Annotated in this window: 20 protein-coding genes and 1 pseudogene; 15 read left to right on the forward strand and 6 right to left on the reverse strand. The window is 41.6% G+C overall.

Annotated features, from left to right (window positions below):
- Positions 1-72 precede the first annotated feature (72 nt).
- Positions 73-573 carry a thiol peroxidase gene (gene tpx / locus C7S20_RS18150; protein WP_107013782.1) on the forward strand — a complete coding sequence of 167 codons (501 nt, stop codon included), beginning with the start codon at positions 73-75 and terminating at the stop codon, positions 571-573.
- Complete coding sequence (locus C7S20_RS18155; protein WP_107013783.1) at positions 573-935, forward strand: diacylglycerol kinase; 363 nt, start codon at positions 573-575, stop codon at positions 933-935. Before tpx ends, C7S20_RS18155 begins: the two co-directional genes overlap by 1 nt.
- A 58-nt stretch (positions 936-993) precedes the next feature.
- Here C7S20_RS18155 and C7S20_RS18160 read toward each other — a convergent pair whose 3' ends face one another.
- Positions 994-1,800: a universal stress protein gene (locus C7S20_RS18160; protein ID WP_107013784.1), complete on the reverse strand. Its 807-nt coding sequence runs from the start codon at positions 1,798-1,800 to the stop codon at positions 994-996.
- Positions 1,801-2,002: 202 nt separating this feature from the next.
- On the opposite strand from C7S20_RS18160, the gene C7S20_RS18165 reads away from it, so the two are divergent.
- The 4 genes from C7S20_RS18165 to ribB are packed head-to-tail and all read left to right on the forward strand — an operon-like array spanning position 2,003 to position 7,628.
- Positions 2,003-4,354: a DNA translocase FtsK gene (locus C7S20_RS18165; RefSeq protein ID WP_107013785.1), complete on the forward strand. Its 2,352-nt coding sequence runs from the start codon at positions 2,003-2,005 to the stop codon at positions 4,352-4,354.
- Positions 4,355-4,363: 9 nt separating this feature from the next.
- Positions 4,364-5,005, forward strand: coding sequence for an outer membrane lipoprotein periplasmic chaperone LolA1 (gene lolA1, locus C7S20_RS18170; protein WP_107013786.1), 642 nt, complete (start codon positions 4,364-4,366; stop codon positions 5,003-5,005).
- A 1-nt stretch (position 5,006) separates the two neighbouring features.
- On the forward strand, positions 5,007-6,452 hold the full coding sequence (locus tag C7S20_RS18175; protein ID WP_107013787.1) for an LptF/LptG family permease: 1,446 nt from the start codon (positions 5,007-5,009) through the stop codon (positions 6,450-6,452).
- A gap of 27 nt (positions 6,453-6,479) precedes the next feature.
- A complete protein-coding gene (gene ribB / locus C7S20_RS18180) occupies positions 6,480-7,628 on the forward strand; it encodes a 3,4-dihydroxy-2-butanone-4-phosphate synthase (protein WP_107013788.1) in 1,149 nt (382 codons plus the stop codon).
- Here ribB and C7S20_RS18185 read toward each other — a convergent pair.
- Positions 7,625-8,257, reverse strand: coding sequence for an NAD(P)H-dependent oxidoreductase (locus tag C7S20_RS18185; RefSeq protein ID WP_107013789.1), 633 nt, complete (start codon positions 8,255-8,257; stop codon positions 7,625-7,627). The two genes, ribB and C7S20_RS18185, sit on opposite strands and share 4 nt — an antisense overlap.
- A gap of 125 nt (positions 8,258-8,382) precedes the next feature.
- On the opposite strand from C7S20_RS18185, the gene C7S20_RS18190 reads away from it, so the two are divergent.
- From C7S20_RS18190 to C7S20_RS18200, 3 genes are all read left to right on the forward strand, one after another.
- Positions 8,383-9,030, forward strand: coding sequence for a SanA/YdcF family protein (locus C7S20_RS18190; RefSeq protein WP_107013790.1), 648 nt, complete (start codon positions 8,383-8,385; stop codon positions 9,028-9,030).
- Positions 9,031-9,083: 53 nt separating this feature from the next.
- A complete protein-coding gene (locus C7S20_RS18195) occupies positions 9,084-9,455 on the forward strand; it encodes a phage holin family protein (RefSeq protein WP_107013791.1) in 372 nt (123 codons plus the stop codon).
- A 161-nt stretch (positions 9,456-9,616) separates the two neighbouring features.
- Complete coding sequence (locus tag C7S20_RS18200; RefSeq protein ID WP_107013792.1) at positions 9,617-10,411, forward strand: HAD family hydrolase; 795 nt, start codon at positions 9,617-9,619, stop codon at positions 10,409-10,411.
- On the opposite strand, the gene C7S20_RS18205 is transcribed toward C7S20_RS18200, so the two are convergent.
- Together C7S20_RS18205 and C7S20_RS18210 are read right to left on the reverse strand one after the other, a co-directional pair.
- Entirely contained in the window at positions 10,408-11,172 is a 765-nt protein-coding gene (locus C7S20_RS18205) for a hypothetical protein (RefSeq protein WP_107013793.1), read from the reverse strand. The genes C7S20_RS18200 and C7S20_RS18205 overlap by 4 nt on opposite strands.
- A 17-nt stretch (positions 11,173-11,189) precedes the next feature.
- Entirely contained in the window at positions 11,190-12,140 is a 951-nt protein-coding gene (locus C7S20_RS18210; protein ID WP_107013794.1) for a L,D-transpeptidase, read from the reverse strand.
- 193 nt (positions 12,141-12,333) lie between these two features.
- Here C7S20_RS18210 and C7S20_RS18215 point away from each other — a divergent pair, with 193 nt between their 5' ends.
- From C7S20_RS18215 to dcp, 6 genes and pseudogenes are all read left to right on the forward strand, one after another.
- Complete coding sequence (locus C7S20_RS18215; protein ID WP_107013795.1) at positions 12,334-13,419, forward strand: Gfo/Idh/MocA family protein; 1,086 nt, start codon at positions 12,334-12,336, stop codon at positions 13,417-13,419.
- A 70-nt stretch (positions 13,420-13,489) separates the two neighbouring features.
- Complete coding sequence (locus C7S20_RS18220; RefSeq protein ID WP_107013796.1) at positions 13,490-13,825, forward strand: ArsR/SmtB family transcription factor; 336 nt, start codon at positions 13,490-13,492, stop codon at positions 13,823-13,825.
- 46 nt (positions 13,826-13,871) lie between these two features.
- Positions 13,872-14,339, forward strand: coding sequence for a DUF6428 family protein (locus C7S20_RS18225; RefSeq protein WP_107013797.1), 468 nt, complete (start codon positions 13,872-13,874; stop codon positions 14,337-14,339).
- An 18-nt stretch (positions 14,340-14,357) separates the two neighbouring features.
- On the forward strand, positions 14,358-14,996 hold the full coding sequence (locus C7S20_RS18230) for an arsenate-mycothiol transferase ArsC (protein ID WP_107013798.1): 639 nt from the start codon (positions 14,358-14,360) through the stop codon (positions 14,994-14,996).
- Positions 14,962-16,054 (forward strand): annotated as a pseudogene (arsB, locus tag C7S20_RS18235) (ACR3 family arsenite efflux transporter). The gene C7S20_RS18230 and the pseudogene arsB overlap by 35 nt, the downstream one beginning before the upstream one ends.
- Positions 16,055-16,381: 327 nt before the next feature.
- Positions 16,382-18,523: a peptidyl-dipeptidase Dcp gene (dcp, locus tag C7S20_RS18240; RefSeq protein ID WP_107013799.1), complete on the forward strand. Its 2,142-nt coding sequence runs from the start codon at positions 16,382-16,384 to the stop codon at positions 18,521-18,523.
- A 303-nt stretch (positions 18,524-18,826) separates the two neighbouring features.
- Here the strand turns inward: dcp and C7S20_RS18245 are convergent, their stop codons facing one another.
- Positions 18,827-20,404: an NADP-dependent glyceraldehyde-3-phosphate dehydrogenase gene (locus tag C7S20_RS18245; protein ID WP_107013800.1), complete on the reverse strand. Its 1,578-nt coding sequence runs from the start codon at positions 20,402-20,404 to the stop codon at positions 18,827-18,829.
- 59 nt (positions 20,405-20,463) lie between these two features.
- Entirely contained in the window at positions 20,464-22,356 is a 1,893-nt protein-coding gene (gene serA / locus C7S20_RS18250; RefSeq protein ID WP_107014323.1) for a phosphoglycerate dehydrogenase, read from the reverse strand.
- Positions 22,357-22,415: the final 59 nt, after the last annotated feature.

Below are 22,415 nucleotides of genomic sequence, written 5' to 3' on the forward strand. Positions count from 1 at the left end.
CTGTTTTATGAAAATTTTAGTAATAAGCCGTTTTCATTCTTCTAAATTTATAAGGAGTAAAACCATCACAATATGGCAAAAATAGATTTTGAAGGAGAAAAAGTGACGACCTATGGGAACCTTCCCCCAATTGGAGAAAAGGCTCCCCATTTTGAATTAATCAAATCTGATCTTTCCATTGCAACCTTAGAAGACTTTAAAGGAAAAAGAATAATAATGAATATTTTTCCAAGTATAGACACCGGTGTCTGTGCCACTTCGGTCAAAAATTTCAACGAGAAGGCAACAAAACTTGACAATACCGTTGTTTTATGTATATCCCGGGACCTTCCCTTTGCGCAACAGCGGTTTGTTAACGATGAAGGCCTGAAAAACGTGGTAAACCTCTCCGATTTCAAAGACCGGAATTTTGGAAAGGACTACGGCGTTGAAATGATTGATGGCCCCTGGGAAACCCTTCTCTCAAGAGCCGTTTTGGTTCTGGACGAAACCGGAAAAGTAATTTATTCTGAACAGGTGCCTAAAATTGAGGAGGAACCTGATTATCTTGCAGCACTGAAAACGCTTTTATAATGAAAAACAGTTTCCTCGGAAAAAGGATCAGAGGAGGTGGATACGCGATGAAAGGCGCATGGCTGTTGTTAATGCATGAGCCTAGCATTCAGGTGCAGTTTGTTATTTCAATTTTGGTGTGTATTGCCGGACTTTATTTCGACATCTCGAAAACCGAATGGATCGCGCAGTTCTTTGCCATTGGCCTGGTGATGACCGCTGAAGGATTGAACACAGCCGTTGAAGCAATTGCCGACTTTGTACACCCCGATTTCCATGCGAAGATCGGCCATATCAAAGATGTTGCCGCGGGCTCGGTCTTTATTGCCGCAGTTACGGCAGTTATTATCGCCGCTTTTATTTATTTCCCTTATATTTTCTAACCGGGTTAAAATCCTACACCTAAGCGTGATCTTAAAAATGATTTAGGCAGCCCTGAGTTCAGGAAGTTAACGGAATAGACAATACCGGAATTGCCGATTCTGATGCCATGATCCTCGTTTTGCTGCGGTGAATAATAGATTCCCAGAAATTATACTTCTGCGGAATCATTACCAGGAGGTCTGCAGGTAAAGTTTTGATCTCCTGCCTGATCTCATTTAGGATCATATCAGATTTTATCTCTTTGAAATCGTAGTCGGAGCCTTCGAATTCCTGAAGAATAGTTCGGGAACATTCCTTTTTCAAATTGCGGTTCACATGAAAAATTTCGATTTTGGCTTTGAAAAAATCGGCCAGTAACTTTATTTTATCTGAAATCTGCTGCCGCCCTTCAACCACATCATCGTATGCAAAAAGAATGTTCCTGATGCCATTAAATTTTGCCTCGGGCGGAACAGTTAAAACAGGGTAACTGTGTTTTCTAATAGCCGAGGTGGTAGTATTTCCAAAAAGATCCTGATCCAGGGCTTTTTCAGTCATTCCCATAACGATAAGATCAGCCTCATATTTTTTATACAGCCATTTCAATTCTTCCGGCACCTCAGACATCATACTTGATTCATAATGGGTTTCTATGCCAAAACGGGAAGCCAGGCTTTCACATTTTAATTTTAAAAGTTCCTGGTTCTCTTCTTCAAGCCCTATTAAGGCTTCAGCCGGTAAAAGCGAATTGCCAAAATGGGAAGGGATCGTAAAGGAATTGAAAATAATGATGCGCGCTCCTACTTTCTGGGCGAAAGAAGCCGCATAATTCAGGGCATTTTCAGCTTCGGCGGAAAAATCGGTAGCGACGATGATTGTTTTCATAAAATTTAATTTAAATGAGCGCGTTACAATTCAGAAATAAATAATGATACTCACAAAATTACAGGCTTAACTTAATTACACACTGACGAATATCATATTTACTGCACATTCTGAATAAAAAATGTTAATTTTAAATACAATATCTTTTCTTTATTTTAGAAGAGGCTAATTTGTATTTTTGCCAAAATTCCCGGAGCTACCTATGGCCAAAAAGAAAGCTAAAACCAAAAAAACCCGTACTTCATCCCGTAAATTTTCGTTGAAACTTAACCGGCATCAAAAAGTGGTTTTTGGAAGTTTCCTGATGCTTTTTGGCCTGGCCCTCATCATCGCCTTCGTATCGTTTCTTTTTAACTGGCAGGCAGACCAGAGTGTGCTGAATGAATTTACCAACCGTGAAGCAGAGGCTCAAAACTGGCTGAGCAAATTTGGTGCAGCGGTAAGCGACTTTTTTATCTATAAAGGTTTCGGAATAGCTTCTTTCACAATGGCTTTCCTGATATTTCTAAGTGGGATCTATCTATTCCTGGGTTTTAGCAATAACAATCTTAAGAAATTCTGGTTCTGGGGGACACTTGTGATGATATGGTTCTCGGTTTTCTTCGGATTTTTTGCCGGTTCTTACGCCATTCTTGGCGGCCGCATTGGTTATGAAATGAATGATTTTCTTCAGGATTATCTCGGCTTCTTTGGAACAATTCTGCTGATGCTCTTCCTTTTTATAGCTTATCTCACTATTAGGCTGAAGATGACTCCGGAAATGGTCATAGAATTTTTCCGTTCTGGCAAAAAAGAATTGAAAGACGGATTTAAAGATGCTGAAATTCCAGTAAGTGAAACCGAAGAGGAAATAGACTGGAAGGAAAAAGCCGCTATCAAGGAAGAAAAACCTGAAAAAACCATTGATCTTTCCGAAAAAAACAAGCCTGAACCTTCAGAAGAACCCACTATCAAAGAACCTGAAGAAGACGTTTCTATGGAGGTTGAAGCTGCCGCTGAAGAAGAGGAAGAAGATAATTTAAGCAAAAAACTGGTGAAAGATTTTGGGGAATTTGACCCCACTCTGGAACTGAAGAATTATAAATTTCCAACCATCGATCTTTTAAAAGATTATGGCGGCGGGATAACCATCAACCAGGAGGAACTCGAGGACAATAAAAACCGTATTGTTGATACCCTCAAGAATTACAAGATCGATATCGCGCAGATCAAAGCTACTGTTGGCCCCACGGTTACCCTTTACGAGATAGTTCCCGAAGCGGGAATACGTATCTCGAAGATCAAAAACCTTGAAGACGATATCGCCTTATCACTCTCTGCGCTGGGAATCCGGATTATCGCGCCCATCCCCGGCCGCGGAACTATCGGTATAGAGGTGCCTAATAAAAATCCGAGTATCGTTTCCATGCGTTCGGTGATCTCTTCACCAAAATTTCAAAATGCCGAGATGGAATTGCCCATGGCGCTGGGAAAAACCATCTCTAATGAAACTTTTGTGGTCGACCTGGCAAAAATGCCTCACCTGCTAATGGCCGGGGCGACGGGTCAGGGGAAATCGGTTGGATTGAACGCCATTCTGGCCTCCCTGCTTTATTGCAAACATCCCGCTGAAGTGAAGTTTGTACTGGTCGATCCAAAAAAGGTGGAACTCACGCTTTTCAACAAAATAGAACGACATTACCTGGCGAAACTTCCAGATACCGAAGAGGCCATTATTACCGATAATACCAAGGTGATCAATACGCTGAATTCATTATGTATCGAAATGGACAACCGCTACGAACTGCTGAAGGATGCCATGTGCCGGAATATTAAAGAATACAACACAAAATTCAAGGCCAGGAAACTAAATCCGAACGACGGCCACAAATTTTTGCCCTATATCGTTTTGGTGGTTGATGAGTTTGCCGACCTGATCATGACCGCCGGGAAAGAGGTTGAAACTCCCATCGCCCGACTCGCACAGCTCGCCAGGGCAATAGGAATTCATTTGATCATCGCCACACAAAGGCCTTCCGTAAATGTTATTACCGGTATTATCAAGGCCAACTTCCCCGCACGAATTGCTTTCCGCGTAACTTCAAAGATCGACTCGCGCACCATTCTGGATAACCAGGGAGCCGATCAGCTAATTGGCCGGGGTGATATGCTCTTCACCCAGGGGAACGAACTTAGAAGGCTTCAGTGTGCCTTTGTAGATACTCCCGAAGTTGACAAGATCACAGAATTTATTGGTTCACAAAAAGCCTATCCCGATGCGCATCAGCTTCCGGCCTACGAAAGTGAGGAAAGTGGCACAGGAGTTGATATAGATGTGAGCGAGCGGGACAAACTGTTCCGCGAAGCCGCAGAAGTGATCGTCACCGCCCAGCAGGGCTCTGCATCATTACTTCAAAGAAAGCTGAAATTAGGCTATAACCGTGCAGGTAGAATTATTGATCAACTGGAAGCCGCAGGCATTGTTGGCCCTTTTGAAGGAAGCAAGGCACGGCAGGTTTTAGTAAGCGATCTTGCGGCGCTCGATCAGCTATTAAATGAAGAACCAAACAATTAAAAACTCACAATGAAAAAATTAGTATTTATCCTGGCTGCGATCATGGCCTTTAATGTGCAGGCACAAAATTCGAAACCGGCAGAGAAACTTCTGAATGAAGTTTCAAAAAAAGTGAAATCGTATGATAATATGGTGATCGAATTTAAGTACGCCCTGGATAATAGCAAAGAAAATGTGCACCAGGAAACGCGTGGAGATGTAAGCATCGATGGGGACAAATATGTTCTGAACCTGATGGGAACCACGCAGATGTTCGATGGTAAAAAAATATATACCATCATCCCAGAAGATGAAGAGATCAATATTTCAAACTATTCTGAAGATGATACCAACAGCATTACCCCTTCAAAAATGTTCACTTTTTATGAAGACGGGTATAACTATGATATGGATATCACCCAGAATGTCAACGGCAGGGAGATCCAGTATGTGAAACTCACTCCTAAAGACAGCAATGCCGAGATCAAGAATATCCTGCTTGGAATAGACAAACAAACAAAGAATATTTATAATCTTATCCAAACCCAGGAAAACGGCACTAAAGTAACAATTACTGTAAAAAGCTTTAAAACCGATCAACCGCTTGCAAAAAATCTTTTTACTTTTGACGAGGATCGATACAGTAATTATTACATCAACCGTTTAGACTAATTTGAAAATACTTGACCGGTACATACTAACCAGTTACCTAAAAACATTCTTTTCGGTCTTCATCATACTCATGTTCATTTTTGTGCTCCAGACCATCTGGCTGTACATTGGTGAATTGGCAGGGAAAGACCTGGATATTGGGGTAATTTTAAAATTCCTCCTTTATTTTTCACCAAAACTGGTACCCCTGGTATTACCGCTCACCATCCTGCTTACTTCCATCATGACCTTTGGTAGTTTTGCCGAAAACTATGAGTTTGCAGCCATGAAATCATCAGGTATCTCCCTGCAGCGTGCGATGCGGGGACTTACCGTTTTTATATTCTTCATTAGCCTCGTCGCCTTCTTTTTTGCAAATAATGTAATTCCTGAAGCTGAATTTAAATCTATAAACCTTAGAAAGAATATCGCCCAGCTCAAACCCGCAATGGCGATCACCGAAGGCGTTTTTAACGATCTCGGCGATTTCAATATCAAAGTAGAAGATAAATATGGCGAGAATGATCATTACCTGAAAAATGTCATTATCCATAAAAAAACTCCCAGAGGAGGAAACCATACCGTAATTAAGGCTAAGGAAGGAGAACTTGTTGGCAGTACCGATTCTGACGTGCTTTCACTGATCTTGAAAGAAGGAAATTATTACGACGAGGTACAGCCAGGTGATTTTAGTAAACGTCAACGAAAACCCTTTGCAAAAAGTTATTTTGATAAATATATTATCAATATAGATCTTTCAGATTTTAATAATGTCGATCTAAATGAGGAAAGTTATAATTCAGCTTCCGGAATGCTGAAGATCAATGAGCTAAGAAAAAGTATTGATTCCTTTTCGGTAAGTTATAATAACAATATGGAAAAGTTCCGGCAGGATATGTACAGGCGTACCGCCGTTCCAGTTATGGATCGCCATTTTAATGCAAAAGATACTACCGTACAGGTAGGAAACAGCATTATAGATATGCTCACTCCTTATGATGCTGCACAGGTGGCGAATCTCGCGCTGGGATCATTAAATTCGATTCAGGCACACCTGGGAATGAAAAAACAGGAATTCAAGATCGGTACGAAACAGATCAATAAGTTCGAAATTGCCCTTCATGAAAAATATGTACTTGCCGTTGCCTGTATTGTGCTTTTCTTTGTTGGCGCACCTTTGGGGGCAATTATCCGTAAGGGAGGCATGGGTTTACCAATTGTAGTGGCTGTTTTCCTCTTTCTTACCTATCATTTTATCGGAATTTTCGCTAAAAATTCAGCAGAAGACGGGAGTATTAGTCCTTTTATCGCTACCTGGCTATCCACTCTTATCATGCTTCCGCTGGGGATTTTTCTTACTTACCGGGCCACTACAGACCAGGGACTTTTTGTCTTCGACAATTTTATAGCTCCTTTTAAAAAGCTCTTTAAAAAGCTTGGAGTTATCAGGAAAAATAAATCAGAATAAATATCTTTACGGCCACAAAAAAAATTCATGGCGCAGGCTACAAAAAATCAATATTCGGTTAAATTAGACAGCATTCAGGAAGCCATTGATGATATCCGTGAAGGAAAAGTTATCATTGTGGTAGATGATGTTGATCGGGAAAATGAAGGAGATTTTCTTGCTGCCGCTGAAAAAGTGACTCCCGAAATGATCAATTTCATGGCCACTCATGGCCGCGGACTCATTTGTGCGCCAATTACCGAGCCGCGTTGCGATGAACTGAAATTAGAAATGATGGTAGGCAACAATACCGATCCCATGGAAACTGCTTTTACCATTTCTGTAGATCTTCGGGGAAAAGGTGTTACCACGGGAATTTCTGCTGCTGATCGAGCTAAAACCATAAAATCTCTTATAGATTCGGAAACCAAACCTTATGATCTTAACCGCCCGGGCCATATTTTTCCGCTGAAAGCGAAAGAAGGCGGGGTGCTTAGAAGAACGGGGCATACTGAAGCTGCCATAGACTTCGCAAGACTGGCCGGTTTTGCTCCTGCCGGGGTTATTGTGGAGATCATGAACGAAGACGGAACCATGGCAAGGCTCCCTCAACTGATAGAAGTAGCCAGGAAATTCGATCTCAAAATCGTTTCGATAGAAGATCTTATTGCCTACCGAATGCAACACGACTCCCTGATCGAGAAAAAGGAAGATTTTGAAGTGAAGACACGATTTGGTGAATTTCGCCTTCGTGCTTACCGGCAAACAACAAACTCCCAGATTCATATTGCACTTACCAAAGGAAACTGGAAACCTAATGAAGAAGTTCTGGTTCGTGTAAATTCTACACAGGTTAATAATGATATTCTCGGAACCCTCACCAATGATGCCGATAAAAAGCTTGACAGTATGTTCAGGGCGATCAATGAAGAAGGCCGTGGTGCTATTGTTTTTATAAATCCTGAATCTCAATCTCAGAACCTTTTGCATCGCCTTTCCCAATTGAAAGAGAATCAGAAACAAGGAGAATTAAAAGCTCCTCCGGTACAAATGGACAATAAAGACTTTGGAATTGGGGCGCAGATACTTCACGACCTGGAAATACATAAAATTCGCCTGCTGTCTAACAGTCGGCAAAAAAAACGTGTGGGAATGATTGGCTACGGCCTGGAAATAACCGATTACGTTACCTATTAATCAATTTCAATAATAACTTCTTCCAAAGGCCTTCGTACTTTTTTCATGCTGGAGAACATATCGTCTTTAGCCCTGTAACCCACGGGGAGCACTAATACCGATTGGAGATTTTTCTCATCAAGTTTTAAAAACTCGTCATATTTCTCCGGTTCAAAACCTTCCATTGGGCATGCATCTATCTCTTCGGTAGCGCAAACGGTTAGCAGGGTTCCCAGTGCCAGATAAGCCTGATTCACCGCCCAGGCTTCGATCTCTTCCTTGGCCTTTGCCTTAAAATCATTTACCAGAAAATCCTGAAAAGGTCCCAGAATTTCTTCGGGAGTCTCCCTCACATGTTTTACGCGATTGAAATAATCTTTGATGAACTGCTCGCCTACTTCCTTTTCAATACAAATCACCAGCACATGAGAAGCGGTATCTATCTGTTTTTGGCCAAAAGAAAAATCCTTCAATTTCTTTTGGATCGCTTTATTGGAAATAACAATCATTTTAAGGGGCTGCAAGCCATAAGAAGTGGCTGTAAGGTTGAAAGTATGTTTTAAAACATCCAGCTTTTCAGCAGGTAGCATTTTATCCCGATCGAATTTTTTAGTTGCATAACGCCATTTTAAAGCTCTAAGATTGCTCATAAACCTAAATTCCTTTTATTTACAAATTTACACAATGCCATAGCATCGCCCGGCGTTATGGCATAAATTATCTTAATACATCCAATTATTATGGTTATCTTCGGCTGTAAATCGGCATAATTACTATGAAAAGGCTAAAAAAATTTATCCTCTCTTTTGTAATAGGTCTGGTGCTGGTTATTTTCGCTGTTCTCGCGGTGGAAACGATTTTTGTGCGGCAGACGGCTCCTTTGATTTACAATGATATAACGGAAGTTCCTTCAGCTAATACAGTGATAATTTTGGGGGCCAGTGTTCACGCCAATGGCCGACTTTCTCCTATTCTTAAGGATCGGGTAGATACTGCGATCAGACTCTACGAAGCAGGAAAAGTAAAAAATTTCCTGGTCACCGGGGACCATCGCAGCGACGATTACAATGAGGTAGCAGCCATGGTGAATTATCTTGAAGAAAGGGGTATTCCCGGCAGCGATATCACTGCCGATCATGCCGGTTTAGATACCTATGACAGCATGTACCGGGCAGGTAAACTCTTTGGAGTAAAAAATGCCATTGTAGTGACTCAACGATTTCACCTTCCCAGAGCGCTTTACATAGCTTCTCATCTTGGTCTTAATTATAATGGCTTTGTGGCCAACCAACATGCTTATACCACCGATAACCGCCTGAAGCAACGAGAAAAACTCGCTAATTTTAAAGCCCTCTGGGAGGTAGCCATTCATAAAGAACCAACTACCTTAGCTCCAAGGCTCCAGAAAGATGAAAATGAATAATTTAACTTCATTTTAGTTATCTTAGTAGGAGACTAACTTTTAAACCTTCTATTATGTTACAATGGATTGCCCACATACTGGTAGACGCCATAGTGCTTCTAATTATGGCCAGGCTTCTCTCCAGCGTTGAACTTAAAGGCTTCAAATCGGCTGTTATAGTGGCTTTTATTATAGGAATTCTCAGCTTTTTATTAAGCTGGCTCCTTACCGCTATCCTAAATTTTGCTACCCTCGGAATATTTTACTTTTTAGGAATTGGTTTTGTTACTCGTGTGATCGCCTATGCCATTATTATTGAAATCGCAGATAAAATAAGTTCCGATTTTAAAATCCACGGGTTCTGGTCTTCGGTATGGCTGGCGATAATCATGAGTATCTTCAGCGGTCTCGTAGATGCCATTCTTTTCCAGAGTGCTACTTTGTAAGATTATTTAAAAGAAGCTTCTTAAGCAAGGTTTATATAGGAAAATCTTATCCATAGAAAATTTATTTTTTTCGATGCTCTTCAGTGGCTTTCAAAAAATAACAGTCTTTTAAACCTATTCCGCTGTTATTGCCTTATTTTTGGGGCTTCAAAAAAACACCTATGATCAAGCTGATTGTGACCGATATGGACGGCACTCTTTTAAACGATAAGCATCAACTGCCTCCCGGCTTTTGGGAAGCAGAGAAAAAACTTACCGATAACGGCATTCTTTTTTCTATCGCCAGTGGCCGACAGTTTTACAATCTCGAGATGACTGTAGAAAGGATAAAAGATCGTACGATGTTCTTTGCAGAAAATGGGACCTATGTTTATCATAAAGGAAAAGAGCTTTATGTGAATCCGCTGGAACGAGAAGCGGCCATGGGTTTTATCAAAATGGGACGAAAACTGGAGCATACCAACCTGGTTTTATGCGGAAAGGAATCGGCTTATGTGGAAAGCGATGATAAGGAATTTATAGCTGAGGTTTCGCAATTTTATGAAAGACTTAAAATTGTTAAGGATCTTACCAATGTTAACGACACTATTTTGAAGGTGACCTTGTGCAATTTTAATGGAGTGGAAGATAATACCTATCCGCATTTTGTGAATTATACCGACAGGTACAAAGTTGCGGTGGCGGCAAAAGTCTATATTGATATTACCGCGCTTGATGCCAATAAAGGAAACGCCATTAAAGGCGTGCAGCAGGAACTGGGAATTTCTCCCGATGAAACCCTCGTATTTGGCGATTATTTGAATGATCTTGAAATGATGAAGGTCGCCACCCACAGTTACGCGATGAAAAATGCACACCGCGACATCAAAGACGTGAGCAAACATATTACCGAGTTCGATAATAACGAGAACGGTGTGCTCAAAACTATTGAAGCTTTAGGTCTGCTGGACGGTTAATTTCCTCTTACAATAATGTTGGTCTTATCAAGCCCGGTATTTCCCGTGCTGGGATCAAAAGCATATACCATTACTTCGTAAAGTCCGGGAGCCAGTTTGGTTTCTGCGGAAAAAGTGCTGGATTTTTCAGTTTGTTTTAAGGCAACTTCAGAAGTTTTCCCGTCTTCACCGGTAATTCGGGCCTTGATCTCATATTCTGAAGCATCCCAAATCCCTCCATCTGTTACCGGACAACCACACATCATGACAATATTGGCCTTTATCTCTATTTTTTCTTCAGCAGAAATTACTTCATGGGTTTGAGGCGAAAGAATATCTACCACAAATCCCGGAATTTCCAGCACTATGCCGTCTCCCAAAATATCTTTCCCCGGAATCACCCAAAACTGTGTGCTACTCTTTATGGTTGCCTGTTTTTTATTAAAGGGCGCATAAGCTTCAACTGTTACAAATAGAGGTTCCCTGATATCTAAATGAGCAAGAAAACCGGCAGTGTTTTCATCGGAAAGGGTTACATGCCTTTTCCAGTCTTCTTTCATGATCCTGTCAGTATTTCCGGTGCCGCCGCTTGTAATTCCCTGGTCCAGAATTTCCCCGGTCAGGTTATTTCTAACAATGATCTTTGCTCCGCCGATGGAAGAACCGATAAATTTGGCATCTTTAGCCTTTGCCCGTATCATTACAGAAGTTTCTTGGGCAGTGATGCCCTGTACAATAAGTAGAGCAAAAAAACTTAAAACAATTCGGAAGTGATTTTTCATGAGAGAGGGTTTTTCTGCTAATTTACAGAAATAGTATCATTTGCTGAACTTGCCAACAGGCTTTCGCCCGGTTCAGGATTTGGAAAATTTCGCGGATCATTCTGATAGCTGTTGAGATATTCCCGAAGGGAATCGATCTCGGTATCATTCAGATCATTAGCTTTCATATCACTGGCAAGATCATACCAGGGTTTATCGGCTGAAAAATCATATTTTCCAAATACTATAAATGGGGTCCCATTCTTTTGAATTCTGCCTTCTTCAAGCTGCCACATTTCTGCCCAGTCATAAATGAATTTTGCATCGGCCTGTCTCATCCTCACGCAACCGTGACTGGCCGGATAGCCGGGAAGAGAATATTCATGGGTGCCAATACCTTCCTTATTCATAAAATTGAAATAATAAGGCATGATCCAGGAAGGATCTATGGTACTGATCTTACGCTTTGCCTTATAATTCCCATAATTCAGGCCGCTGGGAGTTTGAGTGGATCCTTTGCCGGTACTCACGGGTCCCCACCTAAGAAGATATCCATTCTCGTACAATGCGAAAGCCTGGATTCGCTGTGCTATAAGTACACTTTTTGGTACACACGCAATTTCCGGCAAATATTGTGGAAATGGGCTGTAACTATTGAAATTAGATGCCGCGCAATCGGGAATTATCAGTTTTTGACCTATTCTCAGCCGGTTTTTATCAATACGATTGAGAGCAAGAATGTTCTCTAATTCATCCTGAGAATAGGAACTGAAAAGGCTGTCTATTGCCGCGGCACTTTCTAAAGAATCCAAATGATATTTTATTTCGGGACGATATAGTTTTGCTTCAGTTTTTATAATGGGGTTACGCACCCTGGCGGAACTATCCACCATGGAATCTGTGATCTTCGGATTTGGGTTACAACCTGCCAGTAAGAATCCAATTCCGGCCATTAAGAAGTACAAAAATTTATCGATGCGCATCGCCATAGTAGTTTTGTATGAAATTACATACAATGCAGGATAAATGCTGCTAATAGAGCGTTAATCCTGTGTTGAAGAAATGATAATTAACTGTTTTTAAGAACTTTTTATTAACAATTGGGTTCCAGAATCGAGAAAAGTTTTCTTATTAAAGCTTTTAAAATTTTATAATTTGTAATTTTCTGAAAAACCAGCCATTATGGATAATAGAAGGACATTTTTAAAGAAATCGGGGCTTTTCCTTACAGCCTCCCTCCTGCCCTTTCCGTATTACAAATTCAGAAGATCTTCAGAAAAACTCGGAGTGGCCTTGCTCGGACTTGGAAATTACAGTACCGGCCTCCTCGCGCCGGCACTTCAGCAAACTGAAAATTGTGAATTAAGAGGGATCATAACGGGCAGCCCTGAGAAAATTCCTCTCTGGCAGAAGAAATATGGCATCAAAGACCGCAATGTGTATAATTATGAAAATATGCACCAGCTTGCCAATAATGAGGAAATTGACGTCGTCTACGTGGTGACTCCAAATAGTCTGCATCCCAAATATGCCGTCATCGCTGCAAACGCCGGCAAACATATTTGGTGTGAAAAACCCATGGCACGCACTTCCAGAGGTTGCCGCGAGATCATCGAGGCCTGTAATAAGAACAATAGGAAGCTTTCCATAGGCTATCGTATGCAGCACGAGAAGAATACAAAACAAATTATGGAATGGGCGAAAACCAAACCCTATGGTTCCATTCAAAAACTCACGGCCGATGCAGGTTTTTATGGTGGCAGCAATCTCACACCCTGGCGTCTTGAAAAAGAAATGGGAGGTGGCGCGATCTATGATATGGGCGTATACTGCATCAACGGCGCTCGCTATTCCACAAACCTGGAACCCGTCGCTTTGTCGGCTACACAGTCTACCACCCGTCCAAATATGTTTGATGAAGTTGATGAAACTACCAAATTTACACTGGAATTTCCGAACGGTATTACTGCCCATTGTAAGACAAGTTTCGGAGAAAACATTAACAGGCTAGAAGTGACCTGCGAAAACGGCTGGTATTATCTCGATCCCATGCAATCGTATTCCGGAGTACAGGGGAAAACCAGCGACGGAAAAATATTAAGGCCCATGCAAAAGATGCAGCAGGCGGTTCAGATGGATGATGATGCCCTGGCGATCCTCAATGGCAAACCAGTAATGGTTCCCAGTGAAGAAGGTCTTAAAGATGTGATCATCGTTGAAAAAATAAATGAATCAGCCGCGAAAGGAGGAAAAAGAATGCTTTTATAAAGTAAAAAACCACCTGTAGTTTCAAAATTTATCAATTTTAATCGTAATATTGCAATATATTTATTAAGCAATGGGAGTTACTAAAACAGACTTATTTACCGATCAACAGAACGAATTCGCCCGAATGGCGAAAGCCCTGGCCCACCCCGCAAGAGTAGCCATCATTCAGCATCTTCTCAAAGCCAGCCAGTGCATCAATGGGCATCTTGTTGACAAACTCGGCCTGGCACAGGCGACGATCAGTCAGCACCTGAAAGAATTAAAGGACGCCGGCCTGGTACAGGGCACGATCGAAGGGGTCTCGGTAAATTATTGTATTCATCCCGAAAACTGGAAAAAGGCCGGGAAGTTATTTGTCGGACTCTTTGAGCAGTATAAGGAAATTCCGAAGAGCGATTGCTGCTAAAAATTTTTACTTACATCAATCGCAATAATGCAATAAAAAAGTCATCATGAAATTATCAGAATTTAGCTCTTACCTTCAGAAACTTGATGAAATTCTCTTTCAGTTGCCCGATGGCAGCCTGGTACCGAAACATTTTCATATAACAGAAATAGGAAAAATTCAGAAGGATTTTATTGACTGTGGAGGCAGCCTTCGCCATGAAAATAAGATCTCCTTTCAGCTGTTTTCAGCCGGAGATCATCATCACCGCCTGCGCCCAAAAAAACTTACTCACATCATTGAACTTGCTCAGGAAAAGCTGCAGTTACCCGATGCCGAGATCGAAGTAGAATATCAGGGTGAAAGTATCCTGAAGTATCAACTGCATTTTGACGGCCGCCGGTTTCTGCTGGTCCATACCCAAACCGACTGCCTGGCAAAGGACAAATGTGGTATTCCCACTGAAAAACCACGGGTAAAATTGTCTCAATTAGGCGCAACTACCTGTTGTATACCTAATGGAAACTGTTGCTAATAAATTTAAATGCATTCGATGAGTACCAGCCAATCTCTTTTTCCGCAGTTGGAAAATATTATTAAGAATCTGCAACCGGCAAACATTCCTGCTGAACGCAAAGAAATTTTACGACCACTTATAGATTTTATCAGCTTAAAAGTTGAAAATAAGCAAGAAGTGCGTCTTAATTTCATTTGCACTCACAATTCGAGAAGAAGTCATTTTTCTCAGGTATGGGCGCAAAGCCTTGCTTTTTATTTCGGAATAAAAAGCGTTGTTTGTTATTCGGGAGGCACTGAAAGCACCGCTCTTTTTCCGACGGTTGCCGAAATTTTAAGAAATTCAGGGTTTATAGTGTACAAGATATCAGAAGCAAAGAATCCTGTTTACGCGGTGAAATATGCCGAAAATGAGCATCCCGTCATAGGATTTTCCAAGAAATTCGACGATCCTTTTAATCCGCAATCTGGATTTGCCGCGGTGATGACCTGCTCTGGGGCAGAAAGCGAATGCCCTTTTATTCGGGGTGCTCAGGAAAGAATACCCATGTCTTTCGAAGACCCCAAAGCTTTTGATCATACTTCACGGCAGGCCGAAAAATACCAGGAAACGAATCTGCAGATAGCCACTGAATTATATTATGTATTTTCCAAAATCGGCTCTGGTGAAAACTAGAAGATTAAACTTCCTGGATCGAAATCTTACGTTCTGGATCTTTATCGCTATGGCAGCAGGGGTTGGAATTGGCTATTTTTTCCCTTCATTCCCTGATGCGATAAACTCATTTAACCGCGGAACCACTAATATTCCTATCGCTATCGGCCTTATCCTGATGATGTATCCACCACTGGCAAAGGTCAATTATTCTCTTCTGCCTAAAGTTTTTAGAAATAAAAAGATCCTGTTCACCTCACTCCTGCTCAACTGGATCATTGGCCCGATCTTAATGTTTCTGCTGGCTGTTATCTTTTTAAGAGATCATCCTGAATATATGGTCGGATTAATCCTTATAGGCCTTGCCCGTTGTATTGCCATGGTCCTGGTGGAATGACCTGGCGGAAGGCAGCAGCGAATATGGAGCCGGCCTGGTGGCTTTGAACAGTATTTTCCAGGTTTTCGCCTATAGCTTTTAGGCGTGGATTTTCATTACCATCCTGCCTCCGTATTTTGGTTTTGAGGGCGCGATCGTAAATATTTCAATCGGAACCATTGCCGAAAGCGTAGCGATTTATTTAGGAATACCTTTTTTAATGGGAATAGGGAGCCGATGGATCCTGGTAAATCTGAAAGGAGAAGACTGGTATAAGCAAAATTTTATTCCGAAGATATCGCCCATTACCCTCATTGCACTCCTTTTCACCATTGTAATGATGTTCTCTCTAAAAGGAGAATTGATCGTTGAAATTCCTATGGATATTTTGTTAATCGCCGTACCCCTGCTTATCTATTTCAGCCTGATGTTTTTAATCGGATTTTTCTTTTCCAGGGCCATGGGAGCCGAATACGATAAAACCGCTTCGGTGGCATTTACCGCTGCCGGAAATAATTTTGAACTGGCAATCGCCGTTGCCATCGCGGTATTCGGACTCAATTCGGGGCAGGCTTTCACCGGTGTCATTGGTCCGCTGGTAGAAGTTCCCGCATTGATCCTACTGGTGCGTGTTTCCTTCTGGTTAAGGAAAAAATATTTCAAAAAAGCGACTGCAAAAATTCAAGGATCAGGGAAAAAATAAAGACCATTTCAGTTGAGATAAAAGCATAAAAAAAGGGCCGTGACTATCATTTCAGAATTGACCCTTTCCTCTTTCTTAGCTTATTTATGATAAAACTATAAAAGTTTTTCCTTCAGATCATTAATTCTATTTAACTATAGCACTAAGAAATCGTTAATTATCGAATTCATTTTAAATAACTTAGCCCTCGTTTTCCTTTGAATAAAAGCTGAATTAAATCCGAAAAAGGAAAAGTCAGAAATTCCACTTAAATTTATAGCTGTTTTTCTGTGGTCTTACACAACACAGAAAAAGAAAAAATCTTTTCAGAAATCAATATAATTTTTTATGAAACGAATAATTTTAGCTCCGGCCATTGCGCTGGCACTTATCGTTGGTGCCTGCAATGATGGGGAGAAACAGGAGGCAAAAAAGACTGCTTCCAATGAAAACAATCCGCTTTTGCAAGCCAGTGAACTTCCTTATGGCACCGCCAATTTTGACGCAATTGAAGACAGCGATTTCCAGCCTGCCATGGAAAAAGGAATGGAAGAACAAATGGAAGAAATTGAAAAAATCGCTAATAATCCGGAACCGGCGACTTTTGAAAATACCCTGGTGGCAATGGAAAAAAGTGGCCAGACCCTTAATCGGGTTTCCGGAATCTTCAATTTACTGGCCAGTGCCAATACCAATCCAACTCTTCAGGAAATACAGGAAGAAGAAGCTCCAAAACTCGCTGCCCACCAGGATAAGATCTTTTTGAATGACAAATTATTTCAAAGGGTAAAAAGTCTTTATGAGAAACTTGACAGCCTTCAACTGGATAAAGAATCCAAGCGCCTGGTTGAATATTATTATCAGCGTTTTCAGCTTGCAGGGGCAAATCTCAACGAAGACGATAAAACAGCGCTTAAAAAGTTGAATGAGGAAGAAGCGAAATTAAGTGCGCAATTCACCAACCGCTTACTGGCAGCGACTAAAGAAAGTGCTTTTCTGGTAGATGACCTGACAAAACTCGCAGGACTTCCTGAAAATGAAGTACAGGCCGCAAGAGAAAATGCTGAAGACAATGGCTATAAGCAGAAATTTCTATTAACGCTACAAAATACCACCCAGCAACCCGCCCTTCAATCCCTTAAAAACAGGGAAACCCGAAAGGCTCTTTTTGAAAATTCATGGAATCGTGCCGAACATGGTGACAGCACAGACACGCGTAAAATTGTTGCCAGACTTGCAGAAATTAGGGCCGACCAGGCAAAATTATTAGGTTTCAAAAACTTTGCGGAATGGAAACTTCAGAATCAAATGGCCAAAAATCCTGAAAATGTAAAGGAATTTTTGAGTAAACTCGTTCCTGCCGCAAGAAAAAAAGTGAAAGCCGAAGCCGAAGAAATTCGTAAGATGATCAGTAAGGAAGGGGAAAATTTTGAATTGCAACCCTGGGACTGGAACTATTATTCTGAAAAAGTGCGCAAAGCAAAATATGATCTCGACGAAAGCCAGGTAAAACCTTATTTCGAACTGGATAATGTGGTTAAAAATGGCGTTTTCTATGCTGCTCATGAACTATACGGAATTAGTTTTAAAGAACGTACCGACCTTCCGGTATATCAGGAAGATGTAAAAGTCTATGAGGTTTTTGATGCCGACAGTTCTTCCATCGGACTTTTTTACACCGATTATTTTAAAAGAGATAATAAATCGGGTGGTGCCTGGATGGACAATATCGTTGGTCAGTCAAAATTACTCGATACCAAACCGGTGGTTTACAATGTTACCAATTTTACCAAGCCCGCACCGGGGCAGCCCGCATTGATCAGTTTTGATGACGTTTCCACTTTGTTCCATGAATTTGGACATGCTTTACACGGCCTTTTTGCCAGTCAGCAATATCCTTCTCTTTCCGGGACCAACACTGCACGAGATTTTGTAGAGTTCCCTTCACAGTTCAATGAGCATTGGGCCACATATCCGAAGGTTTTCAAGAATTACGCGAAACATTACAAAACCGGCGAGCTCATGCCGCAGGAACTAGTTGATAAGATTAAGAAATCTTCCACTTTTAACCAGGGATATTCCCTAACCGAACTATTGGCTGCAGCTTCACTTGATATGCAATGGCATACCATTGCCGCTTCAGATTCTATTAAAAATGTAGATGAATTTGAAAAAGAAGCGCTGAAAAGAACCAATTTAGCACTGGAAGTTGTTCCACCACGTTACCGCTCCAGCTATTTCCTTCATATATGGGGAAATGGTTATGCCGCGGGATATTACGCTTATTTATGGACAGAAATGCTGAATGATGATGCCTATACCTGGTTCGAGGAACACGGCGGACTTACTCGCGAAAACGGGGACCGCTTCAGAAAAATGATCCTTTCAAAAGGAAACACCGAAGATTACGCCGAAATGTTCCTCAATTTCAGGGGTCATGAACCTGATATCACTCCAATGCTTACAAACAGGGGATTGATCAAGATCTAATTATTGATTATTCTTATTTTTTATTACAAAACCCCGTGCAGGCTGCGCGGGTTTTTTTTTATGGTTTTCCGTCCCTTAAAGCCAGTGTGCCGCAATGCAGGGAAATAAAACGACCAAAGCATTCTCTTTCTTTTTCTTTGCCTCCTTAACTCGTTCACTTCTTCCCTGCGTCACTCCTTTACTGCGTCACTCTTTAACCAACCAAAGATTGCTTCTCTTCCGCCTTAGGCGAAGGATCGCAATGACGGCGAAAAAATAATCCCCTTACCTCTTTAACTCGTTCACTGCTTCACTCCTTCACTCCTAAAGAATATAATCAGTACTCACAAAATTGGAGCTTTTGCTATCGAGAAGTTTCCGAAGGATCTCATTATTATAGGCTTTATCCTTGCTTGCCACAAAAGTCCGAATCGAGAAAGAACGAAGCGCGTCATGTACGCTTAAAGTTCCCACGGCAGAATCTTTCCTTCCGGTAAAAGGAAAAACATCGGGACCCCGCTGACAGGAGCTGTTAAGGTTTACCCTACAAACCAGGTTCACCAGCGTATCGATAAGTGGAGCAAGTTCTTTGATATCGTTTCCGAAAAGGCTTACCTGCTGACCATAATTTGAATCGGCAATTTCATCGAGCAGGTCTTCAATAGAATTAAAAGGCTTTACAGGAATTACCGGACCAAACTGTTCTTCCTCATAAACCCGCATATCATCGGTAACCGGGAACAGAACAGCGGGAAAAATATAATTATCGGTAGTTTCTCCTCCCCGTTCATTAATGATCTGGGCACCTTTAAATTTAGCGTCATCTATAAGTTCTTGGATATAGGCAGGTTTTCCGGGTTCGGGAAGCGGAGTAAGCATTACTCCGTCTTCCCAGGGATTTCCGAATTTTAATTCATCTACGCGTTTGGCAAAACGCTTCAAAAATTCTTCCCTGATATCATCATGTACATATAGCATTTTTAGCGCCGTACATCGCTGGCCATTGAAAGAAAGGGTTCCCGAGATACATTCCTCTACAGTGAGATCAAGGTCGGCATCGGGTAAAATGATCCCCGGATTCTTAGCCTCCAGGCCGAGAACAAGACGCAATCTGTTTTTATAGGGATGCTGATCCTGTAATGCTATCGCCGATTTACTGTTTCCAATAAGTGCCAGCACATCTATCCTGCCGGTTTGCATAATTGGTGCGGCCACCTCTCTACCTCTTCCGTAGATCACATTCACCACTCCTTTTGGAAAAGAACTTCGGAAAGCCTCCAGCAAGGGAGACAGTAAAAGAACCCCGTGTTTGGCGGGTTTAAAAACCACGGTATTTCCCATCATCAGCGCCGGTATCAGCAAAGCAAAAGTTTCATTCAGCGGATAGTTGTATGGGCCAAGACACAACACCACTCCAAGTGGTCCACGGCGAATATGGGCATAAACCCCTTCCTTTTTATGAAATTTCGCGCTGTCGTGATCCAATTGCTTGTAATCTTCAATGGTATCGATTATATATTCAACCGTTCGGTCAAATTCCTTGCGGGAATCGGGTAAAGATTTGCCAATTTCCCACATGATATATTTCACGACCAGCTCCCGTTGTTCCTTCATTTTAGAAACAAAAGCTTCCATACACGCAATCCTGTCGGCTACTTTCATGGTTGGCCAGTCGCCCTGACCTTTGGCATAGGCATCACAGGCGGACTTCAGGACTTCCAGCGCGGTTTCCTTATCCATGTGCGGAACCGTTCCCAGTTTGGTAGGTTTATAATCTTCAGAAGAAGAGATCGTGGAAAAAACCTCATCGGTTTTTCCTTCCCATTTGATAAGCTCACCATTAGAAAGATAGGTTTGCTGATGCAATAACTCCTTTATCTGGAATTCGGCTGGTATTTTCATAATTTAAGTTTTTGGCCGGTTTATAATTTTTTCAGAGTCTAAAGTCAAAAGACTAATGACTAATATAGCACCCTGAATTTTATCGTTCCTTCAATCCCTTTCAGGTCACTGATCACCTCATTGTCGTAGGCTTTGTCGATATCGGTGATCACATATCCAATAGTTTCATTGGTTTTAAGATACTGCCCCACGATATTGATATCATGTGCCGCAAGTATCCTGTTGATATGGGCGATAATGCCGGGCTTGTTAAGGTGAATATGGATCAGCCTGTGCGCGTTCTCCAGCGTTGGCAGCTGTAAATTAGGGAAATTCACACTGTTTGTGGTTCCCCCGGTATTGATATAATTGATGATCTTTCCGGGTACGAAATTTCCAATATTTTCCTGGGCTTCCTCGGTGCTTCCGCCAATATGCGGCGTTAGAATTAAATTTGGCAAGCCTCGCAGGGGAGATTCAAACTCTTCCTGGTTCGTTTTTGGTTCCTTCGGAAAAACATCTACTCCTGCCCCGGTGATCCTACCGGCTTCCATATGTTTTTTAAGCGCTTCCACGTCAACTACCTGTCCACGGGCGAGATTGAGAAAAATGGAGCCTTTTTTCATCCAGCTGAATTCCCTGTCCCCAATCATATTTTTATTGGAAGGACGTCCATCCACATGCAGGGTAACGATATCAACAGTTTCAAAAAGTTCCTGTAAGCTATTGCATTTGGTCGCATTCCCTAAAGCAAGTTTTTCCACAAGATCATAATAATAGACATCAAATCCGATGGCTTCGGCAACTACGGAAAGTTGTGCGCCAATATTTCCATAGCCCACAATCCCCAGTTTCTTGCCCCTCACCTCATAACTTCCTTTAGATGATTTGTTCCACTCCCCCTTATGCATTTCAGCGATGCGATCGGGCAGGTTTCTCATCAGCAGAATAATTTCTCCAATAGCGAGTTCCACTACCGAACGTGTGTTGCTGAATGGCGCGTTAAATACGGCGACTCCTTTTTTCAAACAGGCTTCCAGGTCGATCTGGTTGGTACCAATACAAAAAGCGCCCACCGCGATAAGGCGGTTGGCATTTTCCAAAACCTTTGCGGTAAGTTGGGTTTTGGAACGGATCCCAATCACCGAAACATCTTTTATTTTCTCACACAACTCGTCTTCATCAAGGGCGCCGGAAATGGTGGTCACATTGTAACCTTCATTTTTCATGATGTTAACTGCATCAGAATGTACATTTTCGAGCAGTAATACTTTAATTCGGTTTTTAGGATAAGAAATCGCTTTGTTCATTTTATGAAGATATAGGAATTCGTCTAAACTGGGTGTGATATGATCGGCCTTTTCGAGGATGTTGTCGCGTTCCACATTCTCGGTAAAGGCATAAAATTTATTGGCAAGTCCGGCTGCTTTTATCTCATAATCGGTATATCCGTCCCCAATCACGTAAACATCGCCTTTAAGTTCCAGGCTTTTAAGCTGTTCTACTTTGCCATTATTTGAAGACAACACATTATCATGATCGAAACCCACAATATTTCCGTCTTCATCAAATTCAAAGGTATTGGCAAAGACATTTTCCTTTTTTACTCCGAATTCACTAACGATGGGAACAATAAATTCTTTAAACCCATTGGAAATAATATAGATCCTGTCTTTATATTCCTCAAAAAATACCTCGTTGCGCACAAAGGAAACTGAAACTCTTTTTTTCAGTCTTTCCACAAGTTCTGGAAGATCATTTTTGTGGGCTTCCAAAATATCCAGCCTTTGCTGAAGCGAATCGCGAAACGGCAGTGTTCCGGTCATCCCGCGATCGGTAAGATCTTTTAGTTGCTGTAGTTTTTGTTCTTTTTTCGGATTGTTGGCCAGAGAAATTTCTCCCAGAACATCCAGAGCTTCCACCTGGGTAAATGTGCTGTCGAAATCTATTACAAAATGCCGTTTGTTTTCCATACTAAAACAGATGCCTTTTTTAAAATTAATTGATAAAACTAAGCCTTTTTGAAGCATTT

This window comes from Christiangramia fulva, assembly GCF_003024155.1.
Lineage (GTDB): Bacteria > Bacteroidota > Bacteroidia > Flavobacteriales > Flavobacteriaceae > Christiangramia > Christiangramia fulva.

Excerpts from the sequence above, each read along its gene's own strand:
- tpx (WP_107013782.1), top strand. The coding sequence starts at position 73 with ATGGCAAAAATAGATTTTGAAGGAGAAAAAGTGACGACCTATGGGAAC.
- C7S20_RS18155 (WP_107013783.1), top strand. The coding sequence starts at position 573 with ATGAAAAACAGTTTCCTCGGAAAAAGGATCAGAGGAGGTGGATACGCG.
- C7S20_RS18160 (WP_107013784.1), bottom strand. The coding sequence starts at position 1,800 with ATGAAAACAATCATCGTCGCTACCGATTTTTCCGCCGAAGCTGAAAAT.
- C7S20_RS18165 (WP_107013785.1), top strand. The coding sequence starts at position 2,003 with ATGGCCAAAAAGAAAGCTAAAACCAAAAAAACCCGTACTTCATCCCGT.
- lolA1 (WP_107013786.1), top strand. The coding sequence starts at position 4,364 with ATGAAAAAATTAGTATTTATCCTGGCTGCGATCATGGCCTTTAATGTG.
- ribB (WP_107013788.1), top strand. The coding sequence starts at position 6,480 with ATGGCGCAGGCTACAAAAAATCAATATTCGGTTAAATTAGACAGCATT.
- C7S20_RS18185 (WP_107013789.1), bottom strand. The coding sequence starts at position 8,257 with ATGAGCAATCTTAGAGCTTTAAAATGGCGTTATGCAACTAAAAAATTC.
- C7S20_RS18190 (WP_107013790.1), top strand. The coding sequence starts at position 8,383 with ATGAAAAGGCTAAAAAAATTTATCCTCTCTTTTGTAATAGGTCTGGTG.
- C7S20_RS18195 (WP_107013791.1), top strand. The coding sequence starts at position 9,084 with ATGTTACAATGGATTGCCCACATACTGGTAGACGCCATAGTGCTTCTA.
- C7S20_RS18200 (WP_107013792.1), top strand. The coding sequence starts at position 9,617 with ATGATCAAGCTGATTGTGACCGATATGGACGGCACTCTTTTAAACGAT.
- C7S20_RS18205 (WP_107013793.1), bottom strand. The coding sequence starts at position 11,172 with ATGAAAAATCACTTCCGAATTGTTTTAAGTTTTTTTGCTCTACTTATT.
- C7S20_RS18210 (WP_107013794.1), bottom strand. The coding sequence starts at position 12,140 with ATGGCGATGCGCATCGATAAATTTTTGTACTTCTTAATGGCCGGAATT.
- C7S20_RS18215 (WP_107013795.1), top strand. The coding sequence starts at position 12,334 with ATGGATAATAGAAGGACATTTTTAAAGAAATCGGGGCTTTTCCTTACA.
- C7S20_RS18220 (WP_107013796.1), top strand. The coding sequence starts at position 13,490 with ATGGGAGTTACTAAAACAGACTTATTTACCGATCAACAGAACGAATTC.
- C7S20_RS18225 (WP_107013797.1), top strand. The coding sequence starts at position 13,872 with ATGAAATTATCAGAATTTAGCTCTTACCTTCAGAAACTTGATGAAATT.
- C7S20_RS18230 (WP_107013798.1), top strand. The coding sequence starts at position 14,358 with ATGAGTACCAGCCAATCTCTTTTTCCGCAGTTGGAAAATATTATTAAG.
- dcp (WP_107013799.1), top strand. The coding sequence starts at position 16,382 with ATGAAACGAATAATTTTAGCTCCGGCCATTGCGCTGGCACTTATCGTT.
- C7S20_RS18245 (WP_107013800.1), bottom strand. The coding sequence starts at position 20,404 with ATGAAAATACCAGCCGAATTCCAGATAAAGGAGTTATTGCATCAGCAA.
- serA (WP_107014323.1), bottom strand. The coding sequence starts at position 22,356 with ATGGAAAACAAACGGCATTTTGTAATAGATTTCGACAGCACATTTACC.